Raw genomic sequence first — 24,743 nt, forward strand, 5'->3', positions numbered from 1 at the left:
TATGTTCCGTGGTCAAGGTGCTCGACGAACACGAACGCACGATGGCGTTCGCCGAGGTGGCGCTCGGTCAGATCCGATCGCTCAAGCAAACCGCAATTCCCCGCAATTATGAAATCTGGTACGTCTACGCCACCGGCTACAACGCGCCGCTCAACAAGATCATCAACGAGACCCTGGCGCGCAACGGCAAGCTGACCGAAGCCGATCTCGAGCAGATCTACGAGACCTATCTCTCCCACATCAAGACCACCGATCGTATCGACAAGGTCGGCGCGCGCGTCATCGGCGAGATCGACGACGTCGTGAAGATCCTGGGCGAAGCCCTCGGGATGACCAGTTCCTACGAAGCCAGCCTGTCGGGCGCGACGGAAAAGCTGTCGTCGGCCAAGAGCCGCGAGCAGATCAAGTCGATCGTCGAGACGCTGGTACGCTCGACCCGCGAGATGCGCGAGACCAACAAGGTTCTGGAAGACCGCCTGACGCTGTCGAAGAACGAGATCAGCAATCTCCAGCAGAGCCTCGAGGCGATTCGCGCCGAGAGCCTGACCGATCCGCTCACGGGGCTGGGAAATCGCAAATATTTCGATCGCATGATCGGCATGGCTGTGCAGAGCGCGCTCGCTAGCGGCGAGCCGCTGTCGCTCCTGCTGTTCGACATCGATCATTTCAAGTCATTCAACGATTCCTACGGCCATCTCACCGGCGACCAGGTGCTGCGCCTGGTCGGCCTGTCCCTGAAGCAGACCATCAAGGGCCAGGACATCACCGCGCGCTACGGCGGCGAGGAGTTCGCGGTGGTACTGCCCAACACCGCGTTGCGCCAGGCCCTCACCGTCGCCGATCACATCCGCCGTGCCGTGATGGCAAAGGAATTGAAGAAGAAATCCACTGGCGAGATCCTCGGCCGCGTCACCATCTCCGTCGGCGTCTCCATGCTGAAGCAAGGCGACGACACCGACTCCCTGATCGAGCGCGCCGACGCCTGCCTCTACGCCGCCAAACGCAACGGCCGCAACCGGGTGATCTGCGAGGCGGATCCGGAATACGTCGCGGAATCGCGCGGCCAGGTGGCGTGAGCCCTACTCACCGGCCGTCATTCCGGGGCGCGCCTCTTGCCGCGCCCCGGAATGACGGAGGCGATTACGCCTTCCTCTTAGTGCGCTTGCGCACCGCAGCCTTGTTGGCTTGCTTTCTCGCCGCAACCTTCTTGCCCGGCTTCTTCGCCGGCGCTTTCGCAACCGTGGCAACCCTCTTCTTCGTCTTCGGCTTCTTCTTCACCTTCGCACGCTGCGCAGCGGCGAGCGCTCCTCTTGCCCATTGCGCCAACTCTTCGGAATCGTCGAACAGACGTGCGGGCAGTTGCCAGTAGGAGTTCACCGTCACGGTCTTGGCGCGCGTCTGGTACTGAAACGGCTTTGAGCCCTCGGCCTCATAGTCCGGGATGGTCTGCTCGTCGGCGCGGAAAAACAGGCCGGCGCGCAGTGACAACGCGAAGTTGGTGCCGTCGGCGGAAATGCCGTAGCCGGAGAACATCTTGCGGATCGTGACCGGGCCGAAATCGGCGAACAGGTCGATCAGGAATTCGCGGTCCATGGCCAAGCTTCCTCCCCATCGTCGTCCTGGCGAAAGCCAGGACCCATCACCACGGAAGGTAGTTTAGCGATGACTGTTCGTCGTACCAGTCGCCTGACACCGCCCACCGCAGCGAGATCACGCGGTGGGTTCTGGCCTTCGCCAGGACGACAGCGGTTTGATTTGCTAGAGGCGAACTACCTACCCCTCAACCTTCGCCGGCCGCAGTTCGACCGACTCGCCGCAGCCGCAGGCGGAGACCTGGTTGGGGTTGTTGAAGACGAACTGGGCCTGCATCTTGTCGGCCTTGTAGTCCATCTCGGTTCCGAGCAGGAACAGCACGGCCTTGGGATCGACCAGGATCTTGACGCCCTTGTCCTCGACGACCTCGTCGGTCGGGCGGATCTCATGGGCGTATTCGACCGTATAGGACTGACCGGCGCAGCCACCGTTCTTCACGCCGACGCGCAGGCCCACGATCTCGGAATCCGCGCGCTGGGCCAGCTCGGTGATACGCTGCGCGGCAGCATCCGTCAGCCGCATCACCTGCGGGCGAGGCCGCCGCGGCTTGGGGCTGGAAGCTGGTGTCGAGGCCGACGGTGCTTGGGTCATGTCAGTCATGTGGTCCGTTGTGGAGCAAATTCAATGCTAGGGGCGGGCTCACCACATGTTAAGCACGAGGCGCGCCTCGTCGCTCATGCGTTCGGGTGACCAGGCCGGCTCCCAGACGACCTTGACGTCGACCACGCCGACGCCGGGAACGCTGGCAACTGCGTTCTCCACCATGGTCGGCAGCTCGCCGGCGGCCGGGCAATTCGGCGTCGTCAGCGTCATCAACACGTCGACGGAGCGGTCGTCCTTGATCTCGACCTTGTAGATCAGGCCGAGCTCGTAGATGTCGGCCGGGATTTCCGGGTCGAACACAGTCTTGAGGCCAGCGATGATCTCGCGCGTCAGCCGCTCGGTCTCCTCCGGCGGCAGCGCCGAATGGGTTTCCATCGGATTAGCTTTGACTTCGGCCATGTCACTCATGCGAACAAATCCCGTGCCTTCAGCAGCGCCCGTGCCAGATGGTCGACTTCGTCACGCGTATTATACATGCCGAACGAGGCGCGGCAGGTGGCGGTGACGTTGAACCGCTCTAAAAGCGGCATCACGCAATGGGTGCCGGCGCGCACCGCGATGCCCTGGCGGTCGATCACGGTGGCGACGTCGTGGGCGTGCGCGCCCTTGAGCTCGAAAGAGATCACCGGGCCCTTGCCGCGGGCGGTGCCGATCAACCGCAGCGAGTTGATCTCGCGCAACCGCTCCTGGGCGTAGGTGACGAGGTCGCGCTCGTGCGCAGCGATGCGCTCCTTGCCGATCGAATTGACGTAGTCGATGGCAGCGCCAAGGCCGATTGCTTCGACGATGGGCGGGGTGCCTGCTTCGAACTTGTGCGGCGGGTCGCCGTAGGTGACCCAGTCCTTGGCAACCTCGCGGATCATCTCGCCGCCGCCGTTGAAGGGCCGCATCGCGACAAGGTGCTCGTGCTTGGCATAGAGCGCGCCGACGCCGGTCGGGCCATAGACCTTGTGGCCGGTGAAAGCGTAGAAATCGCAGTCGAGATCCTGCACGTCGACGGGCAGGTGCACCGCGCCTTGCGCGCCGTCGACCAGCACCCGGATGCCGCGGTCGTGGGCCAGCCGCACAACCTCCTTGATCGGGACGAACGTCCCGAGCGCGTTCGACATCTGAGTGATCGCGACCAGCTTGGTCTTCGGCGTCAGCAGCTTCTCGAACTCGTCGATCAGGAAATTGCCTTCATCATCGACCGGCGCCCATTTGATCACCGCACCGTGGCGCTCCCGCAGGAAATGCCAGGGCACGATGTTGGAATGGTGCTCCATGATCGAGAGGACGATCTCATCGCCCTGCTTGATGTTCGGCTCCCCCCAGGACGACGCCACGAGGTTGATCGCCTCGGTGACGTTGCGGGTGAAGATGATCTCCTCGGTACGCCGGGCGTTGACGAATTGCGCGACTTTCGCCCGCGCGCCCTCGTAGGCTTCGGTGGCGGCATTGGCGAGGTAGTGCAGGCCGCGATGCACGTTGGCGTATTCGGATATATAGGCCTGCGTCATGCGGTCGAGCACGGACTGCGGCTTCTGCGCCGAGGCCGCGTTGTCAAGATAGACCAGCGGCTTGCCGTAGATCTGCATGGCGAGCGCCGGAAAGTCCTTGCGCACGCGCGCAACATCATAGGCGCCGTTTAGGACCGCCGGATGCGTGCTCATGACCGTCGCTCCAGCCAGCGCTCGGCAATGCCGATCACGTGCTCGCGCAGGTCATCGTCGGCGATCTGCTCGATCGCCTCGCCCACGAAAGCCTGGATCAGCAGCGCCTGGGCCTGCTTCTCCGGCAGGCCGCGCGCCTTCAGATAGAACAGCAGGCTGTCGTCGAGCGCGCCGGCGGTGGCGCCGTGGCCGCAGGAGACGTCGTCGGCGAAAATCTCGAGCTCAGGCTTGTTGTCAGCTTCCGCCTCGTCCGAGAGCAAGAGCGCGCGGGTCATCATCTTGCCGTCGGTCTTTTGCGCGTCGGGACGGACGATGATGCGGCCTTGGAATACCGAATGGCCGCGGTCGTCGATAACCGCGCGGAAGGTCTCGCGGCTCATGCAGTTCGGCACGGCATGGTCCACGACCATCGTCACATCGCCATGCTCGGTCTTCTTCAACAGGTTCACCCCGTTGAGCGAAAGCTCGCTGCCCTCGCCGGCGAAGGTGATGAAGCCCTGGAGGCGGCTGACCGCGCCGCCGCTGGTCATGTTGAAGTAGTTGAGCTTCACATTGGCGCCGACGGTGACGAATTGCGAGGTAACGTTCACCGCATCCGGCGCATCGTCCATGAGGCGGATATAGGCGACGTCAGCGTCGTCGCCGATCGAGACGAGCACGGCGTCGTGGACCTGGTAAGCGCCGGCACCGGCAGCGACGAAGCTCTCGATGATGGTCGCGCGGGCTCCCTTCCCGATCCGAACCTGCGAACGGGTGAAGCTAGACGCAGAAGGCGCGGTCGCAACGTGAATGATCTGGACAGGCGCGGACGGCTGGGTGCCGTCGGCGATCGACAGCACGACACCATCGGTCGCCATCGCCGCGTTCAGCGAGATCATCGCATCGGTGGATGCGGTCGTCAGGAGATCGGCGGTCTTGTCCAGCGTCTCGCGCAGGGTCGTCACGCTCATACCGGAAGGCAGCGCCTTGACGTCCGACAGATCGGCCGCGAACACGCCATCGACCAGCACCAGCTTGCGGGCACCGGCAAACGCATGCGCCTTCGCGGCCGCCGCGGCGCGCGACAGCGCGGCCGCATCGGGGCTGCCAGCAAGCGGTGGCACCTCGCCGACCAGCGCGCGCAGATCGGTGTATTTCCATTCTTCGAGCCGGCGGTGCGGCAGGCCGAGACGCTCATAGGTCTCGAACGCCTCGCGGCGCACTGCAACGACCGCCGGCGAACCCGGCAGCCGGCCTTCGGCGCTGGCGAAGAGATCGCTCACCGCGCGGCCGCTTCCGGTCTTTGCCACAGCAACGTTCATCGCAAACAATCCTTACGCGGCGTCCTCGAACTGGGTGTAGCCGGACTCCTCCAGCTCCAGCGCCAGTTGCTTGTCGCCGCTCTTCACGACGCGGCCCTTCGACATCACGTGCACGAAGTCAGGCACGATGTAATTCAGGAGACGCTGATAGTGGGTGATGACGACCATCGCGCGCTTGGGCGTGCGCAGCGCGTTGACGCCATCGGCGGCGATGCGCAGCGCGTCGATGTCGAGCCCCGAGTCCATCTCATCGAGGATGCAAAGCGCAGGCTCGAATAGCGCCATCTGCAGCACCTCGTTGCGCTTCTTCTCGCCGCCGGAGAAGCCGACATTGACGCCGCGCTTGAGCATGTCCTGCGGGATGTTCAGCGACTTCGAGACTTCGCGAACCTTCTTCAGGAAGTCCGGGGTCGAATATTCGCTCTCGCCGCGCGCCTTGCGCTGCGCGTTCAGCGCGGTGCGCAGAAAGGTCATGGTGGCGACGCCGGGGATCTCGACCGGATACTGGAACGCCAGGAATACGCCCTTGGCGGCGCGCTCCTCGGGGTCCATCTCCAGGAGGTCCTCGCCCCTGAACAGGATCTGGCCGTCGGTGACCTCATAGCCGGGCTTGCCGGCGATGACGTGGGAGAGCGTCGACTTGCCGGAGCCGTTCGGCCCCATGATCGCGTGGATCTCGCCCTCGTTCACGGTCAGCGTCAGCCCGTGGAGGATCTCACGATCCTCGACGCGAACCTTCAGGTCTTTCACTTCAAGCAAAGGCATTGTCTTGTTCCACCTATCCCTTCGTCCTGAGGAGCGCCGCAGGCGCGTCTCGAAGGACGTGGCCAACAATCTTTCCGATTTCCATCCTTCGAGACGGCCGCTTCGCAGCCTCCTCAGGATGAGGTCCGACTTAACCGACCGACCCTTCAAGCGAGATCGAGATCAGCTTCTGCGCTTCCACCGCGAACTCCATCGGGAGCTGCTGAAGCACGTCCTTGACGAAGCCGTTGACGACGAGGCCGACCGCTTCCTCCTGGGAAAGGCCGCGCTGGATGCAATAGAACAGCACGTCCTCGGAGATCTTTGAGGTCGTCGCTTCGTGCTCGAACGTCGCCGACGAGTTCTTCGCCTCGATGTACGGCACGGTATGCGCGCCGCATTTGTCGCCGATCAACAAGGAATCGCAGGCGGTGAAGTTGCGCGCGCCTGTCGCCTTCCGGTGCGCGGTGACGAGACCGCGATAGGTGTTCTGCGACTTGCCGGCGGCGATGCCCTTGGAGATGATCCGGCTCGACGTGTTCTTGCCGAGGTGGATCATCTTGGTGCCGGAGTCCACCTGCTGGAAGCCGTTCGAGATCGCGATCGAATAGAACTCACCGCGGGAGCTATCGCCGCGGAGAATGCAGCTCGGATACTTCCAGGTGATGGCGGAGCCGGTCTCGACCTGGGTCCAGGAAATCTTGGAATGGGCGCCGCGGCAGTCGCCACGCTTGGTGACGAAATTGTAGATGCCGCCCTTGCCTTCCGAGTTGCCGGGATACCAGTTTTGCACCGTCGAATATTTGATCTCGGCATCATCGAGCGCGACGAGCTCGACCACGGCGGCGTGAAGCTGGTTCTCGTCGCGCTGCGGCGCGGTGCAGCCTTCGAGATAGGAGACGTAGGAGCCCTTGTCAGCGATAATCAGCGTGCGTTCGAACTGGCCGGTGTTGCGCTCGTTGATGCGGAAATAGGTCGACAGCTCCATCGGGCAGCGCACGCCCGGCGGCACGTAGACGAACGAGCCGTCGGAGAACACCGCCGAGTTCAGCGTCGCATAGAAATTGTCCGAGGTCGGCACCACGGAGCCGAGATATTTCTGCACCAGCTCGGGATGCTCGCGGATCGCCTCCGAGATCGGCATGAAGATCACGCCGGCCTTCTTCAGCTCGGCCTTGAAGGTGGTCGCAACCGAGACGGAGTCGAAGACCGCGTCGACCGCGATCTTGCGCTGCGCCGGATCTTGCTCGCCGATTTTGGGCTCGATGCCTTCGAGCATCGCGACTTCCCGTAGGGGAATGCCGAGCTTCTCGTAGGTCTTGAGAATCTCCGGATCGATCTCGTCGAGCGAGGACACCGCCTTCTTCGGCTTCGGCGCCGCGTAATAGTAGATGTCCTGGAAGTCGATCTTGGGATATTCGACGCGCGCCCAGGTCGGCTCGGTCATGGTCAGCCAGCGGCGATAGGCCTCGAGCCGCCACTGGAGCATCCAGGCGGGTTCGTTCTTTTTTTGTGAGATAAACTTTACGGTCTCTTCCGATAGCCCCTTGGGGGCCTTCTCGGAGTCGATCAGGGTCTCAAACCCATAACGATACTGGTCGACGTCGATGCGCTTCACGCGCTCGACCGTCTCTTGTACGGCTGGCATTCCATCCTCCGCTCGCGGTTTCAAGGACCGCGGTGGATCAAACTCGGACGACTATTACGATGTTTCCTAGCCGAAAGCACGTGCTTAGAACGATTCAAGCCGTGTTTCGTGCCTGCTCTCTAAGTAGGGTATTACCCAGCTTTCGCCAAGCCTCCAAGGCCCGATTGATGTCTTCGGGCTGCGTGGACCAGCCCAGACTGACGCGCACCGCTCCCTGGGCAATGGCAGGGCCAAATCCCATCGCCGGAAGCACATGGGACGGCTGTACCTTTCCCGACGAACAGGCCGAGCCCGAGGACACCGCGATGCCTTCGAGGTCGAAGCCGATCACGGCCGTCTCGGCCTTCAGGCCTGGCGCGCTGAACAGGACGGTATTGGGCAACCGCTGGACATCGTCCGAAAAGATGGTCGCGCCAGCGATGGAGCGGAGCCCATTTTCCAAGCGATCTCTGAGGCTTGCCATGCGCTCCGCATCCTCAGAGAGCGTCTGAACGGCCGTCTTTACCGCCGCGCCGAAGCCGGCAATGCCAGCCACATTCTCGGTTCCCGCCCGGCGACCAAGCTCCTGCCCGCCCCCGCGCAGCACGGGCTCCAGCCCCGAGACTCCTTCGGCCACGACCAGCGCGCCGACGCCCTTGGGACCGCCGATCTTGTGCGCAGAAAAGGTCGCAAGGTCGGCACCTACCGCCTTGATATCGAATGGAATCTTTCCGAGCGCCTGGATCGCATCGACATGCAGCAGGCCGCCCGCGTCGTGCACCACCTTTGCCGCCTTCCCGATCGGTTCAAGCGCGCCGGTCTCGTTGTTGGCCGCCATGATGGAAACCAGCGCCGGCGCGCCGGCGCCAAGCAAGGCGTTGAGGTGTTCGAGATCGACCACCCCCGACGGCGTGACCCGAATCTGACCAATCCTGTCGCTCGGGAACCGTCCCCCGGCCAGCACCGAGGCATGCTCGACCGCCGAAACCAGCAACCGCTCCACCGTCCCGCCGGCCGGGGCCGATAAGCCGGGCGACAGCGCCAGCACATTGGCTTCGGTTCCGGACGAGGTGAAGACCACGTTGCGCGGCAGCGCGCCCACGGCGGACGCCAGCGCCCCACGCGCTTTCTCAATCAACCGTCGTGCTTCGCGCCCTTCCGCATGCACCGAGGACGGATTGCCGATCAGGTCCCAGGCGGCCAGCATCGCCATCCGTGCTTCCGCGCGGAGCGGGGTGGTGGCATTCCAGTCGAGATAAACACGATTCCGCATGAAGTACTATACTACCTGAATTCGCGAGACGTGGTCTTGCGCGTTGGATCGCCCGACGTGGGCCGCAGCCGTGCGTTTGGCAACCTCGATTCCAAAACCGCGGCCTCGCGATGACGCCACGATGACACGCTAACATCTTGAACGGATTAGGCGATGTTCAAGATGCTTGCTTTTTGACCCACAGCCTATGTTAGAACGCGGGCCTTAAGTCACCGCGCGCACTCGCGCATCACCGCAAGGCGCCTTCACCCTCATTCGTGCTTTCGTCGGCTTCGCTGTCGATGAGGCCACTACAAGCGGTTGATTGCCAAGGATCATCTCTCAAGGGAATCAATCAAGAGATCATCGATGCCTGAAGTCATTTTCGCCGGCCCTGCGGGCCGTCTCGAGGGCCGCTATCACCCGGCCAAGCAGAAGAACGCGCCGATCGCGATGATCCTGCATCCCCATCCGCAGTTTCACGGCACGATGAACCATCAGATCGTGTACCAGTGCTACTACGCCTTCGCACATCGCGGCTTCTCCGTGCTCCGCTTCAACTTCCGCGGCGTCGGCCGCAGCCAGGGCTCGTTCGATCATGGCACCGGCGAATTATCGGATGCCGCCGCCGCGCTCGACTGGGCGCAGACCATCAATCCCGAAGCGCGTGCCTGCTGGGTCGCCGGCTTCTCCTTCGGCGCCTGGATCGGCATGCAGCTCCTGATGCGCCGCCCGGAGGTCGAAGGCTTCATCTCGATCGCACCGCCCGCCAACCTCTACGACTTCTCCTTCCTTGCGCCCTGCCCGTCCTCAGGGTTGATCGTGCACGGCGAGAAGGACGCGGTGGTGCCGCCCAAGGACGTCAACACGCTGGTCGAGAAGCTGAAGACGCAGAAGGGCATCGTGATCGACCAGCAGGTCATCCCCGGCGCCAACCACTTCTTCGACGGCAAGCTCGAGCCGCTGATGGAGACCATCACTGCCTATCTCGACATGCGGCTCGCCAACGTGCGCTGAGGCTTCAAATGGGCTCGTTCGTCGCCTTGCTGCGTGCCGTGAATGTCGGCGGCACTGGCAAGCTGCCGATGAGCGAGCTCAAGGCGATGTGCGAGGAGCTCGGCTTCGCCGCCGTGCGCACCTACATCGCCAGCGGCAATGTGGTGTTCACGTCCCGCAAGTCGGAAGCCGCGATCAAGACCGCGCTCGAAAAGTGCCTGCACGCCTACGCCGGCGCGCCGGTCGGCGTGCTGGTGCGCAGCGCCGCCGAGATGGCCCAGGTTGCGGCCGACAATCCATTCCCGACGGCTGCTCCCAACCGCACGGTCGCGATCTTCCTCGACAAGGCCCCGCCGGCCGACGCGCTTGCCGGCATCCGCGGCCAGAACAACGAGGAGGTCCGCCTCGGCCGCCGCGAGATCTACGTGCACTATGGCGAAGGCATGGGGACGTCGAAGCTCGTCATCCCCGCGGCCAAGGCCGGCACCGCGCGCAACATGAACACGATCGTCACGCTCGCAAAGATGGCCGCGGAGCTCCAGCAATGAAGGCCTATCTGGTGCTCGACCTGTCGGTGAACGACTTTGCCGGCTTCAAGACATACATCGCTGAAATTCCGGCCTTCATCGCCAAGCATTTTGGACGCTACATCGTTCGCGGGGTGCAGCCGACCGCGATTGAGGGCGACTGGGCGCCGGAGCGCCTCGTCATCATCGAATTTCCTGCGCGCGAGAACGCAGAAGCATTCCTCGGCGACCCCGAGATTCAGGAGCTGTTCAAGCTGCGCCACGCGACGACGACGAGCAAGCTGCTGCTTGCCGACGGATGCACCTGATCGGTGATCGTCTTACGCCAGCTTGAGCGCCGCTATTCCCATCAGCACCAGCGCGATGCCCGCGATCTTCAATGCGCTCAGCGTCTCGCCGAACAGCACGACGCCCATCAGGAAGGTGCCGGCCGCACCGATGCCGGTCCACACCGAATAGGCGACGCCGACTTCGAGCACCTTCAAGGCCCGTCCGAGCAGGAAGACGAAGGCGGCGAGCAGCACCAGCGAGGCGACGCTCCAGCCAAGCCGCGTGTAACCTTCGGCGTATTTCATCGAGATCGCCCAGCCGACATCGAGCGCGCCTGCGATCACGAGCATGAGCCAGGCCAACGACGGTGACATCGGCATCCCGTTAGGCCGCGAGCTTGAGCAGATGCGCGTCGTGGCGCACCAGGAAGGCACGCAGCAATTGCGGATAGTCCGCACCGACCGCCGTGCGCACGCTCGGACGATTGGCAAGCTCCGCCCGCCACGCCCGCACTTTCGGCACATCCCTGAAGATGCCGAGTTCGGCGAGCCCATCGAACACGTCGAAATAGCGGAAGATCGGGGCAAACACCGCGTCGACGAGGTTGAACCGATCACCGGCGAAGAAGGGGCCGGCACCAAGTGCCGCCTCGACACGGGAGAATTTGCCGGCGATGGCCTGGCGCTTGCTGTCGAAGGTCGCGGGGTCTGTCGTGGTCTCCAGCCCCCAGAGATCGCCCAGGATCGCCGAACCGAACTCCATCCAGGCGCGGTGCTCGGCCCGCTTCAGCGCGTCGGCCGGGTGCAGCCTGACGCCGCCTTGCGTCTCCTCGATGTACTCGCAGATCACGTTGCTCTCGAACAGCGCGATCTCGCCCTTGTCGGTCGCGACCACCAGCACCGGCACCTTGCCGAGCGGCGAGATCTTCAGGAACCAATCCGGCTTGTTGGCGAGGTCGATGTCGATCCGCTCGAACGGCACGCCCTTCTCGGAGAGCGCGATCACCGCGCGCTGCACATAGGGACAAAGCTTGTGGCTGATCAGTTTGAGGGCTGCGGTCATGGTCCTGATCCCGGCGGTTTGATGCAACTGCATTCAATATAGATGCATTTGCATCCAACCGTCAAGATCGATGCTTCTGCATCGACCGCGTGGGACCTCAAGGACGAGCGATCACCCCGCCCGTCATCGGCATCGGTACGCCCGTGGTCGCGGGATAAGAGAGCGGGAGGCCCTTCAGGCCGCGGGCGGCGAGGAAGCCAAACGCCTGCGCCTCGATGGCGTCGGAGGCCCAGCCGAGCGTCTCGGCGGCCTCGACGGTCGCCGATCCCACCCGCTCCCGCAGCATGCGCAGCATGGTCAGGTTGCGGGCGCCGCCGCCACAGATGATCCAGCTCCGCGGCCGCCTCGGCAGCAGCGGGATGATGCGAGCGATTGCCGCCGCGGTGAAGGCGGTGAGCGTCGCGGCGCCATCGGCGGGCGCCATGTCGCCCAGCTTGAGCGCGGCAAAATCATTGCGGTCGAGCGATTTCGGCGGCGGCAGCGCGAAGAACGGCAGCTCCAGCGCCCGCGCGATCCAGGTCTCATCAGCCTTGCCGAGCGCGGCGAACTTGCCGTCCGCATCGAACGCCTGGTTCATGATGCGGTACATGAAATCGTCGAGCAGCGCGTTGCCGGGCCCGGTGTCGCATGCGATCAGCGTGTCGTTGCCGTCGATATAGGTGATGTTGGAGACACCGCCGATATTGACGACACAGATCGGCCCCTCGCGCTCCAGCGACTGTGCCAGCGCCCGATGGTAGACCGGCACGAAGGGCGCGCCCTGCCCGCCCGCCTCGACGTCGGCGGCGCGGAAATCATGCATCACGGGGACATGGATGGCTTTGGCCAGCGCCGGCGCGTCGCCGATCTGCACCGTCATGCGGCGCTCGGGCCGGTGCAGCACGGTTTGGCCGTGGAAGCCGATGATGTCGATGTCCTCCGGCCTCATCCGGTTCTGGGCGATGAACGCGGCCACGGCTTCCGCATGGGCCAGCGTCACGGCGCGCTCGGCCTCGGCCAGCACCCCGGGCCGGGCATCACGCTGCGGCAGGTTCACGGCCTCGGTGAGCGCCCGGCGCAGCAGGCTGCGCTCGGCCGGACCGTAGGGCCGGTAGCCGGACGGCCCGAATGCCTTTATCTGCTTTCCATCGGTTTCGATCAGCGCGACGTCCACCCCGTCAAGCGAGGTCCCGCTCATCAGACCGAGTGCGGTCAACATCATCTCAAGTAAGCCTCGACGTCTTCCTACCCCGACGCCTGGCTTGTATCAAACAAGCACATCTTATAATGCCACAGCGCGCTTTGCTGCGGCAGTCCCGCTGGCCTGGGTTCCGCAACTAGCCCCAGTTACCGTAAAATAAGAATGATCAGAGCCGCTGACAGATGAGTGCATTTAAATCGGATTTCCTCAATACCCTGCAGGAACGTGGATTCATCCACCAGTGCTCCGATTTCGAGGGGCTGGACGCGCTTGCCGCGAAGGGCGAGGCAATCGCCTATGTCGGTTACGACTGTACCGCGCCCTCGCTGCACATCGGCAACTACCTGACCATGATGATGCTGCACTGGCTGCAGCAGTCCGGCAACAAGCCGATCACACTGATGGGCGGCGGCACCACCATGGTCGGCGACCCCTCCGGCAAGGACGAGACGCGCGCGATCCGCACCGTCGCCGAGATCGAGGCCAACAAGGCCTCGATCCGCGGCGTGTTTGCCAAGGTGCTGCGCTATGGCGACGGCAAGAGCGACGCCGTGATGCTCGACAACGCCGAGTGGCTCACCAAGCTCAACTGGATCGAGATGCTGCGCGACGTCGGCCGGCACTTCTCGGTCAACCGCATGCTGACCATGGACTCCGTGCGCCTGCGCCTCGAGCGCGAGCACGAGATGAGCTTCATCGAGTTCAACTACATGGTCTGCCAGGCCTACGACTTCGTCGAGCTCGCCAAGCGCACCGGCTGCTGCCTGCAGATGGGCGGCTCGGATCAGTGGGGCAACATCATCATGGGCGTCGATCTCGGCCGCCGCATGGGGACGCACCAGCTCTTCGCGCTGACGACGCCGCTGCTCACCACGGCGTCGGGCGCCAAGATGGGCAAGACCGCGCAAGGCGCGGTCTGGCTCAACGCCGACCAGTTCTCGCCTTACGATTTCTGGCAGTACTGGCGTAACACCGAGGACGCCGACGTCGGCAAGTTCCTGAAACTGTTCACGACGATGCCGATGAGCGAGATCAGGAAGCTCGAGGCGCTCGCGGGCTCGGAGATCAACGAAGCCAAGAAGGTGCTCGCCACCGAAGCGACCGCGCTGTTGCACGGCCGCGAGGCCGCCCTCGAGGCCGCCGAGACCGCGCGCCGCACCTTTGAGGAAGGCGCGCTGGCCGAAACCCTGCCTTCCGTGGAAATTCCGCGCGGCGAACTGGACTCCGGCCTCGGCGTGCTCAATGCCTTCGTCAAGGCGGGCCTCGTCACCTCCAACGGTGAAGCCCGGCGCCAGATCAAGGGCGGCGGCTTGCGCGTCAACGACGAGCCCGTCACCGACGAGAAGATGACACTCTCGCCGGCCAATCTGACGCCGGAAGGCGTGATCAAGCTGTCGTTCGGCAAGAAGAAGCACGTCCTCGTCAGGCCTGCATAGGCGTATGTGCTTTTGATGCTTGTCAGGGCGCGCCGAAGCGCGCTCCCTGATCGGCAATGGACCAGAACACGCCCAAGAAAGCGTCGAAGGAAACTGCGAGGGAACAAGTCGCAGCAACGCAGCAAGGCGCCGTGCGCACTGCGCTCGTCGTGCTGGCGTTGTGCTTCACGTTGGCCGTGCTCGGCCGCGGCCTCAGCGAAAGCTTCACCGTCTTCCTGAAGCCGATCTCGCAGGACTTTGGCTGGGATCGCGCCCAGGTCGTCTCAATCTATTCGCTGACCTGGCTGATCAGCGGACTGACCGCGCCGCTGGTCGGGCGGCTGTTCGATCACTCGGGGCCGCGCATCGTCTACTCGCTTGGACTTCTCCTGCTCGGCTCCGCATTCCTGATCGCGGGCCACGCGCAGCATCTCTGGCAATTCCAGGTCAGTATCGGCATCTGCGTCGGCATCGGCGTCGCCTTCATCGGCAACGTTCCGAACTCGATCCTGCTCGGCCGCTGGTTCGGACCGCGGCTGCCAACCGCGATGGCGGTGGTCTATTCGGCGATGGGCGGCGGCGTGCTGGCGCTGCTGCCGGCCTCGCAGCTCCTGATCGACCATCTCGGCTGGCGCGAGACCTATCAGATATTCGGCCTTGCCGCGCTCGGCCTCTTGGTGCCGCTGACGCTGCTGCCGTGGCGCCTGTTCGCAGGGGGCTCGCCGCATGTCGTCAAGAAGACGGATCCGCATTTCATCGACAACGGCTGGACCCTTCTGAGCGCGATGCGACACCACGCCTTCTGGGCGCTGTTCTCGACCTTCTTCTTCACCGCCGTCGGCATGTATGCGATCGCGGCGCAGATCGTCGCCTATCTGATCGATGCCGGCTTTCCGCCGTTGCAGGCGGCAACTGCGTGGGGATTTTCCGGCGTCGTGCTGGTGTTCGGCATGCTCGGCGTCTCCGCACTCGACGGCCTGATCGGACGCCGGCCGTCCGTGCTGTTGAGCTACGCGATCTCGATCCTCGGCATCTTCCTGCTCTGGCTGTTGCCGTATTATCCGAACATCATCCTGCTCACCGGCTTCGTCGTCTGCTTCGGCAGCATGATGGGTTCGCGCGGACCGCTGATCACCGCGACCGCGATGAAGATCTTTCGCGGTGAGCGCGTCGGCACAATCTACGGCACGATTTCGATCGGCAGCGGACTAGGCTCTGCGTTCGGCTCCTGGAGCGGCGGCCTGATCCATGACGCGACCCACGGCTACAACGCCCTGCTCGTCTTCGCACTTGCGAGCGTCGTGCTCGGCATGATTCCATTCTTGGTTGTGCCCGCCTTGCGGCGGTAGGTCTCCCCAAGGTAACCTGCAATCATGCACGTCACCGGGAAATTACGGGCTGATGTGGCGCCGATACACGCAAAAAATGCGGATCGTGCAGGGCTCAAGTCCTCGTCTGCGGTGTTTTGTCTTACATGACGAAAATGTCAGCGCGATTTTAAAACGTGCTGCTTGCAGGGTGGAACCGAATGCGATTCAAGTCGCTGTCTTGGATGGAAGGGCGCAAACCATGAACTTTACTTTTCTCTCTCGCTATCAGCCGGTTCTCTTGAGCCTGTTTCGCTTCATCACCGGTCTCTTGCTGTTCCAGTACGGCGTCGCGAAACTTTTCAAGTTTCCCGTGCTTCCCTATTTCGCCGACATCCCGCCGCTGATCTATGCGGCCGGTACGCTCGAGCTTGTGCTCGGCGCGGCGCTCATGCTCGGCCTATTCACCCGGCTCACGGCCTTCATCCTCTCGGGTGAAATGGCCTTCGCCTACTTCATGGGCCACATGTTCAAGAGCGGCTCGCCGGTGTTCCTGCCGCTGCTCAACGGCGGCACCGCGGCGATCCTGTTCTGCTTCGCCTGCCTCTACCTCTCCGCTGCCGGCGGCGGCCTGATCAGCGTCGATGCGTTGATGGGCAAGGAGAGCGGCGAGCCGGGCGGCGCCTACGCGCGGCGCTAAACTGTTCGAAGCAAGACGGCACCGGCAGATCTGCCGGTGCCGGTTCAACGTGCCCCCAGCACGTTCCAGATGACGGCCAGTGCTGCGACCAGCAGCACGGACAGGATGATGCGGTGAACGAATCGCTTCATTGCGGGTCGGGCCGGGCTAAGACAACCAAAGTCTAAGATCGATTTTCGCGAGCTCGCGAGCCGGCGCACGCCGGCGGCGGCAATTCGCCCGCACGCTAGCGCGTCCGCCTGCGAAAGCTGCCCGCACGGCGGTGCGTCGCATGCGTCCATTCATGATTGGTAAGAACTTCATGCTACCGATGCGCGCAATAACAACCATTCGCTAGGGGCCGTGATGAAGCTGCTGAGTCATTTGAGAATCCGCACCAAGCTTGCCAGCATGGTCTGTCTCGCAGCGCTCACAGTGACCGCCATCATCGCGGTATCCGCCTTCCTCAGCAAGAGCCGCATGATGGAAGACCGCGCGCAGCAGATGCGCACCGCGGTCGATCTCCTCTACAGCCTCGCCCAATCGCTCCAGGACGACGTCACCGCCGGCAAGCTCTCGCCGGGAGACGCCAAAGCCCAGTTCCATCTGCGCGGCCGGCGCATGAGCTTCAACGGCGGCCAAGGTTATCCGGTCGTCTACAATTCCGATTCGTCCCTCCTCGTGAACGGCGCCAACCAGCAGCTCGAGGGCAAGATCACCGGCGCCACCGATTCCAACGGCGTGGTCATCGCCGACGCGATCATCAATGTCGCCAGTCAAAATCCTCTAGGCGGCGTGACGTCGTATCTGTATCCCCGCCCCGGCCAGACCGAGCCTGTCCGCAAGACCGTATTCGCACGCAAATTCGCGCCCTGGAACGTGACGATGAGTTACGGCCTTTATGTCGACGACATCGACGCCGACGTGCGCGCATTGACGCTGGAGCTCGCAGCAGTCGGCATCGGCCTGATGCTGCTGATGGCGACATTGTCCTGGCTGATCGCCCGCGACGTGCTCAGCGCACTCGACCGCCAGAAAAACCGCATGCAGGAGATCGCCGACGGCGCCCTCGACAAGCCGGTCGCGGAGACCGATCGCGGCGACGAGATCGGTCGCATGGCCGAGACGCTCGAAGTGCTCAGGCAGACCGCGCTGACGGCGCGCGCGCTCGAGGCCGAACAGGTCGCCACCAAGGCCCGCAGCGAGCAGGAGAAGCGCGAGGCGCTGATCGCGCTCGCCGACCGCTTCGATGCCTCGGTCGGCCAGCTTGTCGGCTTGATGGCCTCGGGCTCCGGCGAACTGGAGACCACGGCCAAGTCGATGTCCTCGACCGCCGAAGGCACCAACCGCCGGGCCGCCGTGGTCGGCACCGCCGCCACCGAAGCCAGCCAGCGCGTGCAGACCGTGGCCGCCGCCGCCGAGGAGCTCTCCTCCTCGATCACCGAGATCAGCCGCCAGGTCGCGCAATCCGCCGAGGTCACCGGCCGCGCGGTGGAGAGCGCCCGCCGTACCGACACCATCGTGCGCGCGCTGTCCGACGGTGCCCAGCAGATCGAGCACGTCGCCGAGCTGATCTCGAGCATCGCCGCCCAGACCAACCTGCTCGCGCTCAACGCCACCATCGAGGCCGCGCGCGCGGGCGAAGCCGGCCGCGGCTTTGCCGTCGTAGCCTCCGAGGTGAAGTCGCTCGCCAGCCAGACCGCGGAAGCTACCCGCGAGATCGGCGACAAGATCGCGCAGATCCAGGGCGCGACCAAGGAGGCCGTGGACGCCATCGGCGGGATCACCGCGACCATCGAGGAGGTCAGCCGGATCGCAACCTCGATCGGGGCCGCGATCGAGGAGCAAGGTGCGGCGACCGCCGAGATCGCCCGCAGCGTGTCGCAGACCGCGGAAGCGACCAGGGAAGTCACCACCAATATCGGCGGCGTCAGCACAGCGGCGAACGAGACCGGCAACGCCGCCGGCATGGTGCTCGCGGCCGCATCGAACCTCTCCAAGCAGGCCGAGCAGCTCTCCGGCGAAGTCGGCACCTTCCTGGCGGGCGTGCGCGCGGCGTAGGCCGCGCAAATCAGCTCATAAGGCCGTGAACATGCTCGGCTTCATGGTTCGAGACGCGCCGTAAGGCGGCGCTCCTCACCATGAGGATCTAAGATTTCGCCGGAGAACAAAACCTCATCCTGAGGAGCCCGCCCAAAGCGGGCGTCTCGAAGGATGGCCGCAGGGAATCCGCGTACCAAGAGCTTTTTCAAATGCGATTGCCTTCCCCGCAACCGGGAGATGTGGCAACGATCACGCCTGATCGCATCCATGAAATGAAAGCGGACTTTGCACTAGCGCCGCGCGAGGGTGCAGCCGTTCGATAGCTGGCGCGTCGATGATCCGGTCGGGCTGTCACCCCTCGGCTGCTGCGTCGGCAGTTCGTCGATCGGCGAGTTCTGCTTGCCGGTGTTGAACTCAAAGATCTTGCGGAACAGGCCCGGCGCCATCGCCGAGATCGGATTGACACGCATCACCGGCGCGGCGGGGGTGCCGACGACCTCGTAGGTGACGCCGATCAGGCCCTCGTTGTTGCCACCGCCGAGGAAGATGCCGAACAAAGGTATCTGCCCGAAGATGTTGTTGACGCCGTACATCGGCACGAAGGTGCCGCTCATGCACACCTGATTGCCGGGATAATCGATCGAGCCTTCGATCGTGGCACCGATCATCGGCCCCTTGACCACGCCGTCACGGATCGTCAGCGCGCCGTTCTGCCGCGTGAACTCTGCGCGCAGCGCACTGAAGGAGACGCCGTTCCCAGTCCCATTTGGCGCACCCGCGGCAACGCGCTCGAGCTGCGCCTCGCCCTTGACCGTGAAGTCGCGCACGTTGATGAGCCCCTCGCGCGACGTATTCGGCTCGGACGTCGGCGGCTCCATCGCCACCACCATCTGCCCGCCAACAGCCTTGGTGTAGGTGTCGGTGAAGCGCAGCAGCGCGCCGGCATCGTTGGTCTGGAGATAAATGACCTCGCGGCTGCCCTGGGCGCGGCCGCCACGCAGGTCGGCCGCCACCGGCGTGTTACTGCCGATCTTGCCGCTCAGGGTGAGGGCTTTGATGGCGCCACTGCGTTTCGACATCTTGGCATCGACGCTGCGCATCGCCTCGCCGTTGAAACCGGCGACCGCGCCAAGCTTCACGTCGATGTCGAAGTCGATGTTCTTCAGCTTGCTCTTCGCATCGTCCTTGGAATTGCCTGAGATCGCGGACTTCAGGAAACCGCGGGCATCGAACACGTCGCCGCGCATGCTGCCGCGAATCACACCGTCGGGACCGCGCTCAACCTTCAACGACGCCTTGTCGCCGTCGGAGGGCGCGTAGGTCGGGAAGTTCGCGTTCATGAGGTCGCCGTTCTGGTCGACCTCCAGCGAGCCCTTGATCGAGGTGCCGCCGCCTTCGATGACGATGTCCTCGAGGCGCGTCGATTGCGCGGTCGGCACGACCTTGAAGGTGGCCTTGCCCGACTTGCCCGGCAGCTTGACCCAGCCGGGCAGGATGTTGTCGAGCTTGACCGAGGTCAGGTCGGCCTCGACGGCCAGCTTGGTCGTCTGGTCCGGGCCGCTTGCGATCTTGCCCGAGAGCTTGATCGGCAGCGAGCCGCTGACGGCGGGACTGAGATCGAAGCCCATCCGCGCCCGGCTCGCGTCATCAAGTGTGGCCTGCAGGCGGACGTCGGCGTCGCCCTCAGCCGGCTTGCGATAGTCGACCGAGGCCGCCTGCCCGTTGATCTTGACGTCACCCTTGACCTGATAGCCCTGGTTGTTGGCGACGATCTTGAGGTTGTTGGCCTCTAGCTTCTGGTTCATCACCAACTTGTCGGCGGCAAAGCCGTTGAGATCGGCAGTCACGGCGTAGGTGGTGTCGTCCTTGGTCAGTTCGCCCTTGACCGGCATGCCGAGCATGATGTTCGCCGAGAACGTCCCCTTGCTGGTGTTGGGATCGACGAAGGTCGCCGACAGATCGCTCAGGCGGTCATTGGCGAGAATTTCCGCCGCTGCCGGCACCGGTCCGTCGACGCGGAACCTGCTCCGCGAGGGGGACGGCTTCGGCGCCATGTCCGGCACCTCGAAGGTGAAATCGGAGATCGTGATCTTGCGGCCCGCGGGCGTGTCCGCGACGCCCTGTCCGATCGTCACAGTTGCGGTGCGCCCTGTTACGTGCGCTCTCAGGTCGGCATCGTGCACCACCGGCATGCCGTCAACGGGACGAACCGCAACGCCATTCGCCACGATGTTGACCGACAGGCCATCATCGGGAATCGGCGGCCCCTTGCGCGGAAGGTTGCGTGTCGGCGAATTGATGCCGATCTCGATGCGCTGGAGCGTGCCGCGTTCGATCCGCTCGATCACCCATTCGCGCAGTTCCGGAACGATCAGCGTCGGCCACATCCGCTTCAGGGCGGAGGCCGACATCGGCGTCCCCGCAAAGCCGAGCATCAGCCGCGGCTCGCCCGAATAGTCGATGCTGCCGGTGCCGGCGACGCCGATCTCGCCGTTGGAAACATCGGCTTGCGTCAGCAGCACGCGTTTGTGGTCGCTGTCGAAGCGGAAGCCGATGGCAATGCGGTTGAACACCAGCGGCGGCTCGTTATCGATCCCGCCCAGCAGGATCGAGCCGCCGCTGAAGCCGAGCTGCCAGTCGTTGGTGCTGCCGTTGGGCGGCTCGAGATGCGCCAGGAGCGTGATGCGGTTGGCGCCCGAGAGTATCTTGAACGGTGCGACCAGCACCCGCCGCCCGGCGTCCCACTCGACGTTGATCTCGGCCGAGTCGATCGCCATCGGATAATCGGGCGTATCGGTGTCGATGACGTTGCCGGCGCCGACAGCGATCTTGCCGCGGAAGTAGGTCGGAACGCCGTCGCGGCCGAGCTCGCCCTTGAGCTCGCCAGTCAGCGGCAGGTCTGCATTGTACGTCAGGTCCTTCAGCCGCAGCGCCAGCAGGATGTTGGAGGTCGAGACCTTGTCGGCGCGAATGTCGACCGAGCGCACGCCGTTCTCGGATGGTCCGATCGTGGCGCGCAACATCCACGGACGTGCACCCTCCTCGCCGAGGCTGAGCGCCACCCCGCCGTGGCTCGGCCGGCGCAGGCTGAGGGTGATGTTCTCAAACGTCCATTTGCTGCCGCGCTGCTGGTCGTCGACGATCAGGTTGCCGTTCTTCAGACCGATCTCGTTGAGGTTCTGACCATCCAGACCAGTCATGCTCAGGCTGTCGAGCCAGTCGAGACCGGCGAGAATTCCATTCTGGGCACTGCTCGTGGCCGCCGCGGCGGGCGCGCTGGGGCTGGACGAGGTACCGGGCGCCACCGACGCGGGCGGCGACGCAGCTTCCGTACGCGGGAAGGTCGGCGGCAGGCCCGCTTCCGTCTTCGACGCGACGCCGGTTGCCAGAGGTTTTGCGGTGTCGCCGGCCGACACCGTGACGGCCCCGTCAGGCGCGATGCGGATCGCCAGCTCGGCATCGACGAGGTTGAGGCTTTCGGCACGCAGCCGGCCCATCAACAGCGCCGTGCCCGACAGCTTCACCTCCGCCTTCGGCGCGCTGGCGACGATGGCCTGGTCGCGGTCGCGGACGATGATGTCGCGGATGCGCACGGCGATGCGGACACGACCGGCCCGCTCGATCTGCGTGCCGCCGACCTCCACAGTGTTGCCATTGCCGATATTGTCTTCGATAGCCGCCGCGAGCCAAGGCGTTGCGATATCGAGATTGATGGGGCCGGCACCGAGCCGCCACCACAGCGCGCCGAAACAGCCGACGACGATGACGACGAGGGCGCCGACGACGATGGCCAGCCGCTTCAACCAGCGATCGGCGGCCAGCCACCGCCGGAACGACCCCAACCCATCACCGACGCGGTGGAAGCCCGAATTGGAACGCGACAACAGCCGACGGGCACGATTGCCCGCCGCCTCCTCCTGATCCGGATCCCAGTCGGCCTCGTCCCATTCCAGCGGCTCTTGTACGCCGCCGCGCCGATCGTAATCCCGATAATGATCCTGGGGCGACGTATTCCTTGCCATTGCCTCTCGATACAGGCGCCCATCATAGGATTGAGCGCCGCCGGGGCCGCACCCGTCGACGGGGATCGAAGTCCCCTTCGCCGGGATTGCCGCCATTCCTCGAATGTTCCTGCTGTTCGTCATTTCGCCCCGGGAGCGCGTTCAACGAGCAGTGGGGTGGTGCCTGGAATTCCTTGTAACCATATTCCCGCGCCGTCAGACTTACCCAGCCGAGGGCGCGAATCCGCCGCATCTGACGAGAGCTGCAATACCCCTTTGGTTGACCCGTCGAAAGCGTCGAAAGGAAGGCGTATGTCCAAGAAATCCCGAAAGAAATCGTCCAAAACGGCCTCCGGCGGTCCGACGGCTAAGAAGAAGACCGCGAAATTGCGGGCATCGGCACAAACAAAGTCCGCGAAAACGCAGCGGACGCCAGCAAGCAAATCAAGCAAAGCACCAGCAAAAGCAGCATCGCATAAGGCCGCATCGAAACGGTTAAGATCTTCTGAATCCCTAGCCCAGCCTGCGACCGCAGCCAAACCCGTTTTGGCCGAGGGTCAGAAGGCGCCTGCCTTCCGCCTGCCCCGCGACGGCGGCGGCGTAGCCACGCTATCGGACTATGCCGGCCGCAAGCTCGTCCTGTTCTTCTATCCCCGAGCCGACACGCCCGGCTGCACCCGCGAGGCCATCGACTTCACGCGCCTTGCGGACGCGTTCGCGCAAGCCGGCACGGTCGTGCTCGGCATCTCCGCCGATCCGGTCAAGGCCCAGGAGAAGTTCCGCGACAAGCACAAGCTCGGCGTTCCCCTGATCTCGGATGAGACCCACGAGATGCTGGAGGCGTATGGCGCCTGGGGCGAAAAATCCATGTACGGCAAAACCTTCCTGGGGATTCTTCGTACGACCGTGCTGATCGGCGCCGACGGTCGGGTGGCCAAGATCTGGCGCAATGTCCGCGTCGATGGCCATGCGGACGACGTACTCGCGACGGCAAGAAGTCTTTAACCAGGCCCTCGAATTCGAGTGTTCCCGTTTCCGGAAAATTAACCATGAACAGCCCAGATTGCTGCGGCAATTAGGCCGCAAGGAACCGTTCCGACCGGCGCGGGAGTGCCGATGTCGAAAAGTTCTGCCCAATACTCGCAGTACCCCCAACATCATCCCCACGATCACGGACGATCCTTCCATCGTCGCCCCGCCGCCGCAGCGGCGGCAGCCGCGATTCCCCTCCCCGCAGCCGATGACGCCTACACCCTCGTCCACGCCGGCAAGCAGGTGCGCTTCGGGCCGGTGGTGTTCTGGATCGTGGTCGGCACCGTCGTGCTGCTCGGGCTCTGGTCGGCGGCGACCGCCACCTATTTCGCTTTCCGTGACGACGTCCTGACCCGGCTGATCGCCCGTCAGGCCGAGATGCAATACGCCTATGAGGACCGGATCGCCGAGCTGCGAGCCAAGGTGGACCGCACCACCAGCCGGCAGTTGCTCGACCAGGAGCAGTTCGACCAGAAGCTCGACCAGATCATGAAGCGCCAGACGGCGCTGGAGTCCCGGGCGACGGCGCTCGGCGCCATGCCCGACGTGACCGGATCGATTCCCCGCTCCGCTCCTCAACGCGGCGATTCGAACCAGGGCGTGGTGCAGGGCACGCCAAAACCTTCGCCGATCAGCGATACCGTCATCTTCGTGGCACCGCCGGATCGCGAAGCGCGGCTCGAGTCGCGCGCGCCGACCGTCGTGGCCGCGCCGGTCAATCAGTTCGCCAGGAACCAGGGTTTCGACAATGTCCTGGTCCGGCTCCAGACCTCGCTAGATCAGGTGGAACGCCGCCAGATGGCGGCGCTCAGCGCCGTCGAGGACGGTATGGAATCACGTGTGCGGCGGATGCGCGGCGTCGTCAGCGATCTCGGCCTGAACCTCGCCAGTCTCGAGGCCGCCGTTCCACGCACGGCGATGGGTGGACCTTTTGTACCCGTCAAGCTGACCGCGAATGCCGGGCCGTTCGAGAAGCAACTCTATCGCATCAACGTCACCCGCACCGAGATGGACCGGCTCAATCGTACGCTGGCGCTCGTGCCCTATCGCAAGCCCGTCATCGGCGAGGTCGAATTCACCTCCGGCTTCGGCGTACGCAGCGACCCCTTTCTCGGCCGGCCGGCAATGCACACCGGGCTCGACTTCCGCGCCGCCAGCGGCGATCCCGTTCGCGTCACCGCTAACGGCAAGGTGGTCTCCGCCGGCTGGTCCGGCGGCTACGGCCGCATGGTCGAGGTCGATCACGGCAACGGGCTTTCGACCCGCTACGGCCATCTCTCCGAGATCAACGTGAAGGTCGGCGAGATCGTGAAGATCGGCCAGGTCGTCGGTCTTGTCGGATCGACGGGACGTTCGACTGGCCCGCATCTGCATTACGAAACCCGCATCGACGGAGAGGCGGTCGATCCGCAAAAATTCCTGCGCGCCGGTGTCCGCCTGAGCGCGGGCTGAGCCAAAA

Annotated in this window: 22 protein-coding genes; 10 read left to right on the forward strand and 12 right to left on the reverse strand. The window is 64.2% G+C overall.

What is annotated here, in order from left to right; all coding sequences use genetic code 11:
- Positions 1 to 8 precede the first annotated feature (8 nt).
- Positions 9 to 1,076 carry a GGDEF domain-containing protein gene (locus MTX21_RS07035; protein ID WP_280964094.1) on the forward strand — a complete coding sequence of 356 codons (1,068 nt, stop codon included), beginning with the start codon at positions 9 to 11 and terminating at the stop codon, positions 1,074 to 1,076.
- A gap of 64 nt (positions 1,077 to 1,140) precedes the next feature.
- On the opposite strand, the gene MTX21_RS07040 is transcribed toward MTX21_RS07035, so the two are convergent.
- The 8 genes from MTX21_RS07040 to MTX21_RS07075 form a co-directional block, all read right to left on the reverse strand.
- Positions 1,141 to 1,593 (reverse strand): TfoX/Sxy family protein, encoded by a 453-nt coding sequence (locus MTX21_RS07040; RefSeq protein ID WP_280964095.1) that lies wholly within the window; start codon positions 1,591 to 1,593, stop codon positions 1,141 to 1,143.
- A gap of 180 nt (positions 1,594 to 1,773) precedes the next feature.
- Entirely contained in the window at positions 1,774 to 2,193 is a 420-nt protein-coding gene (locus MTX21_RS07045) for an iron-sulfur cluster assembly accessory protein (RefSeq protein ID WP_280964096.1), read from the reverse strand.
- Between the two features lie 39 nt (positions 2,194 to 2,232).
- Entirely contained in the window at positions 2,233 to 2,604 is a 372-nt protein-coding gene (locus MTX21_RS07050; protein WP_280964097.1) for an SUF system Fe-S cluster assembly protein, read from the reverse strand.
- Positions 2,601 to 3,848: a cysteine desulfurase gene (locus MTX21_RS07055; protein ID WP_280964098.1), complete on the reverse strand. Its 1,248-nt coding sequence runs from the start codon at positions 3,846 to 3,848 to the stop codon at positions 2,601 to 2,603. The genes MTX21_RS07050 and MTX21_RS07055 overlap by 4 nt, the downstream gene beginning before the upstream one ends.
- Positions 3,845 to 5,149 (reverse strand): Fe-S cluster assembly protein SufD, encoded by a 1,305-nt coding sequence (gene sufD / locus MTX21_RS07060; RefSeq protein ID WP_280964099.1) that lies wholly within the window; start codon positions 5,147 to 5,149, stop codon positions 3,845 to 3,847. The genes MTX21_RS07055 and sufD overlap by 4 nt, the downstream gene beginning before the upstream one ends.
- A gap of 12 nt (positions 5,150 to 5,161) precedes the next feature.
- Complete coding sequence (sufC, locus tag MTX21_RS07065) at positions 5,162 to 5,914, reverse strand: Fe-S cluster assembly ATPase SufC (RefSeq protein ID WP_280964100.1); 753 nt, start codon at positions 5,912 to 5,914, stop codon at positions 5,162 to 5,164.
- A gap of 130 nt (positions 5,915 to 6,044) precedes the next feature.
- Positions 6,045 to 7,541 carry a Fe-S cluster assembly protein SufB gene (gene sufB / locus MTX21_RS07070; RefSeq protein ID WP_280964101.1) on the reverse strand — a complete coding sequence of 499 codons (1,497 nt, stop codon included), beginning with the start codon at positions 7,539 to 7,541 and terminating at the stop codon, positions 6,045 to 6,047.
- Between the two features lie 94 nt (positions 7,542 to 7,635).
- A complete protein-coding gene (locus tag MTX21_RS07075; protein ID WP_280964102.1) occupies positions 7,636 to 8,793 on the reverse strand; it encodes a cysteine desulfurase family protein in 1,158 nt (385 codons plus the stop codon).
- A gap of 348 nt (positions 8,794 to 9,141) precedes the next feature.
- Here MTX21_RS07075 and MTX21_RS07080 point away from each other — a divergent pair, with 348 nt between their 5' ends.
- The 3 genes from MTX21_RS07080 to MTX21_RS07090 are packed head-to-tail and all read left to right on the forward strand — an operon-like array spanning position 9,142 to position 10,603.
- Positions 9,142 to 9,789: an alpha/beta hydrolase gene (locus MTX21_RS07080; protein ID WP_027524593.1), complete on the forward strand. Its 648-nt coding sequence runs from the start codon at positions 9,142 to 9,144 to the stop codon at positions 9,787 to 9,789.
- 8 nt (positions 9,790 to 9,797) lie between these two features.
- Positions 9,798 to 10,316: a DUF1697 domain-containing protein gene (locus tag MTX21_RS07085; RefSeq protein ID WP_280964103.1), complete on the forward strand. Its 519-nt coding sequence runs from the start codon at positions 9,798 to 9,800 to the stop codon at positions 10,314 to 10,316.
- Positions 10,313 to 10,603 carry a DUF1330 domain-containing protein gene (locus tag MTX21_RS07090; RefSeq protein WP_280964104.1) on the forward strand — a complete coding sequence of 97 codons (291 nt, stop codon included), beginning with the start codon at positions 10,313 to 10,315 and terminating at the stop codon, positions 10,601 to 10,603. The genes MTX21_RS07085 and MTX21_RS07090 overlap by 4 nt, the downstream gene beginning before the upstream one ends.
- A gap of 12 nt (positions 10,604 to 10,615) precedes the next feature.
- On the opposite strand, the gene MTX21_RS07095 is transcribed toward MTX21_RS07090, so the two are convergent.
- The 3 genes from MTX21_RS07095 to MTX21_RS07105 form a co-directional block, all read right to left on the reverse strand.
- On the reverse strand, positions 10,616 to 10,939 hold the full coding sequence (locus tag MTX21_RS07095; RefSeq protein ID WP_280964105.1) for a multidrug efflux SMR transporter: 324 nt from the start codon (positions 10,937 to 10,939) through the stop codon (positions 10,616 to 10,618).
- A gap of 10 nt (positions 10,940 to 10,949) precedes the next feature.
- Positions 10,950 to 11,627 carry a glutathione S-transferase family protein gene (locus MTX21_RS07100; RefSeq protein WP_280964106.1) on the reverse strand — a complete coding sequence of 226 codons (678 nt, stop codon included), beginning with the start codon at positions 11,625 to 11,627 and terminating at the stop codon, positions 10,950 to 10,952.
- A gap of 97 nt (positions 11,628 to 11,724) precedes the next feature.
- Positions 11,725 to 12,828, reverse strand: coding sequence for an anhydro-N-acetylmuramic acid kinase (locus MTX21_RS07105; protein WP_280964107.1), 1,104 nt, complete (start codon positions 12,826 to 12,828; stop codon positions 11,725 to 11,727).
- Positions 12,829 to 12,989: 161 nt separating this feature from the next.
- Between MTX21_RS07105 and tyrS the strand changes: the two genes are divergently transcribed.
- The 4 genes from tyrS (at position 12,990) to MTX21_RS07125 (ending at position 18,269) form a co-directional block, all read left to right on the forward strand.
- A complete protein-coding gene (tyrS, locus tag MTX21_RS07110; protein ID WP_280964108.1) occupies positions 12,990 to 14,243 on the forward strand; it encodes a tyrosine--tRNA ligase in 1,254 nt (417 codons plus the stop codon).
- A gap of 56 nt (positions 14,244 to 14,299) precedes the next feature.
- Positions 14,300 to 15,571 (forward strand): MFS transporter, encoded by a 1,272-nt coding sequence (locus MTX21_RS07115; protein ID WP_280964109.1) that lies wholly within the window; start codon positions 14,300 to 14,302, stop codon positions 15,569 to 15,571.
- 220 nt (positions 15,572 to 15,791) lie between these two features.
- Positions 15,792 to 16,229, forward strand: coding sequence for a DoxX family protein (locus MTX21_RS07120; RefSeq protein ID WP_280964110.1), 438 nt, complete (start codon positions 15,792 to 15,794; stop codon positions 16,227 to 16,229).
- Between the two features lie 345 nt (positions 16,230 to 16,574).
- Entirely contained in the window at positions 16,575 to 18,269 is a 1,695-nt protein-coding gene (locus MTX21_RS07125; protein ID WP_280964111.1) for a methyl-accepting chemotaxis protein, read from the forward strand.
- A gap of 272 nt (positions 18,270 to 18,541) precedes the next feature.
- Here MTX21_RS07125 and MTX21_RS07130 read toward each other — a convergent pair whose 3' ends face one another.
- Positions 18,542 to 22,369 (reverse strand): DUF3971 domain-containing protein, encoded by a 3,828-nt coding sequence (locus MTX21_RS07130; RefSeq protein WP_280964112.1) that lies wholly within the window; start codon positions 22,367 to 22,369, stop codon positions 18,542 to 18,544.
- A 195-nt stretch (positions 22,370 to 22,564) separates the two neighbouring features.
- Between MTX21_RS07130 and MTX21_RS07135 the strand changes: the two genes are divergently transcribed.
- Together MTX21_RS07135 and MTX21_RS07140 are read left to right on the forward strand one after the other, a co-directional pair.
- Complete coding sequence (locus MTX21_RS07135) at positions 22,565 to 23,257, forward strand: peroxiredoxin (protein WP_280970991.1); 693 nt, start codon at positions 22,565 to 22,567, stop codon at positions 23,255 to 23,257.
- Between the two features lie 111 nt (positions 23,258 to 23,368).
- Entirely contained in the window at positions 23,369 to 24,736 is a 1,368-nt protein-coding gene (locus tag MTX21_RS07140) for a peptidoglycan DD-metalloendopeptidase family protein (protein WP_280964113.1), read from the forward strand.
- Positions 24,737 to 24,743 lie beyond the last annotated feature (7 nt).

It is taken from the genome of Bradyrhizobium sp. ISRA430 (assembly GCF_029909975.1).
Classification (GTDB): Bacteria; Pseudomonadota; Alphaproteobacteria; order Rhizobiales; family Xanthobacteraceae; genus Bradyrhizobium.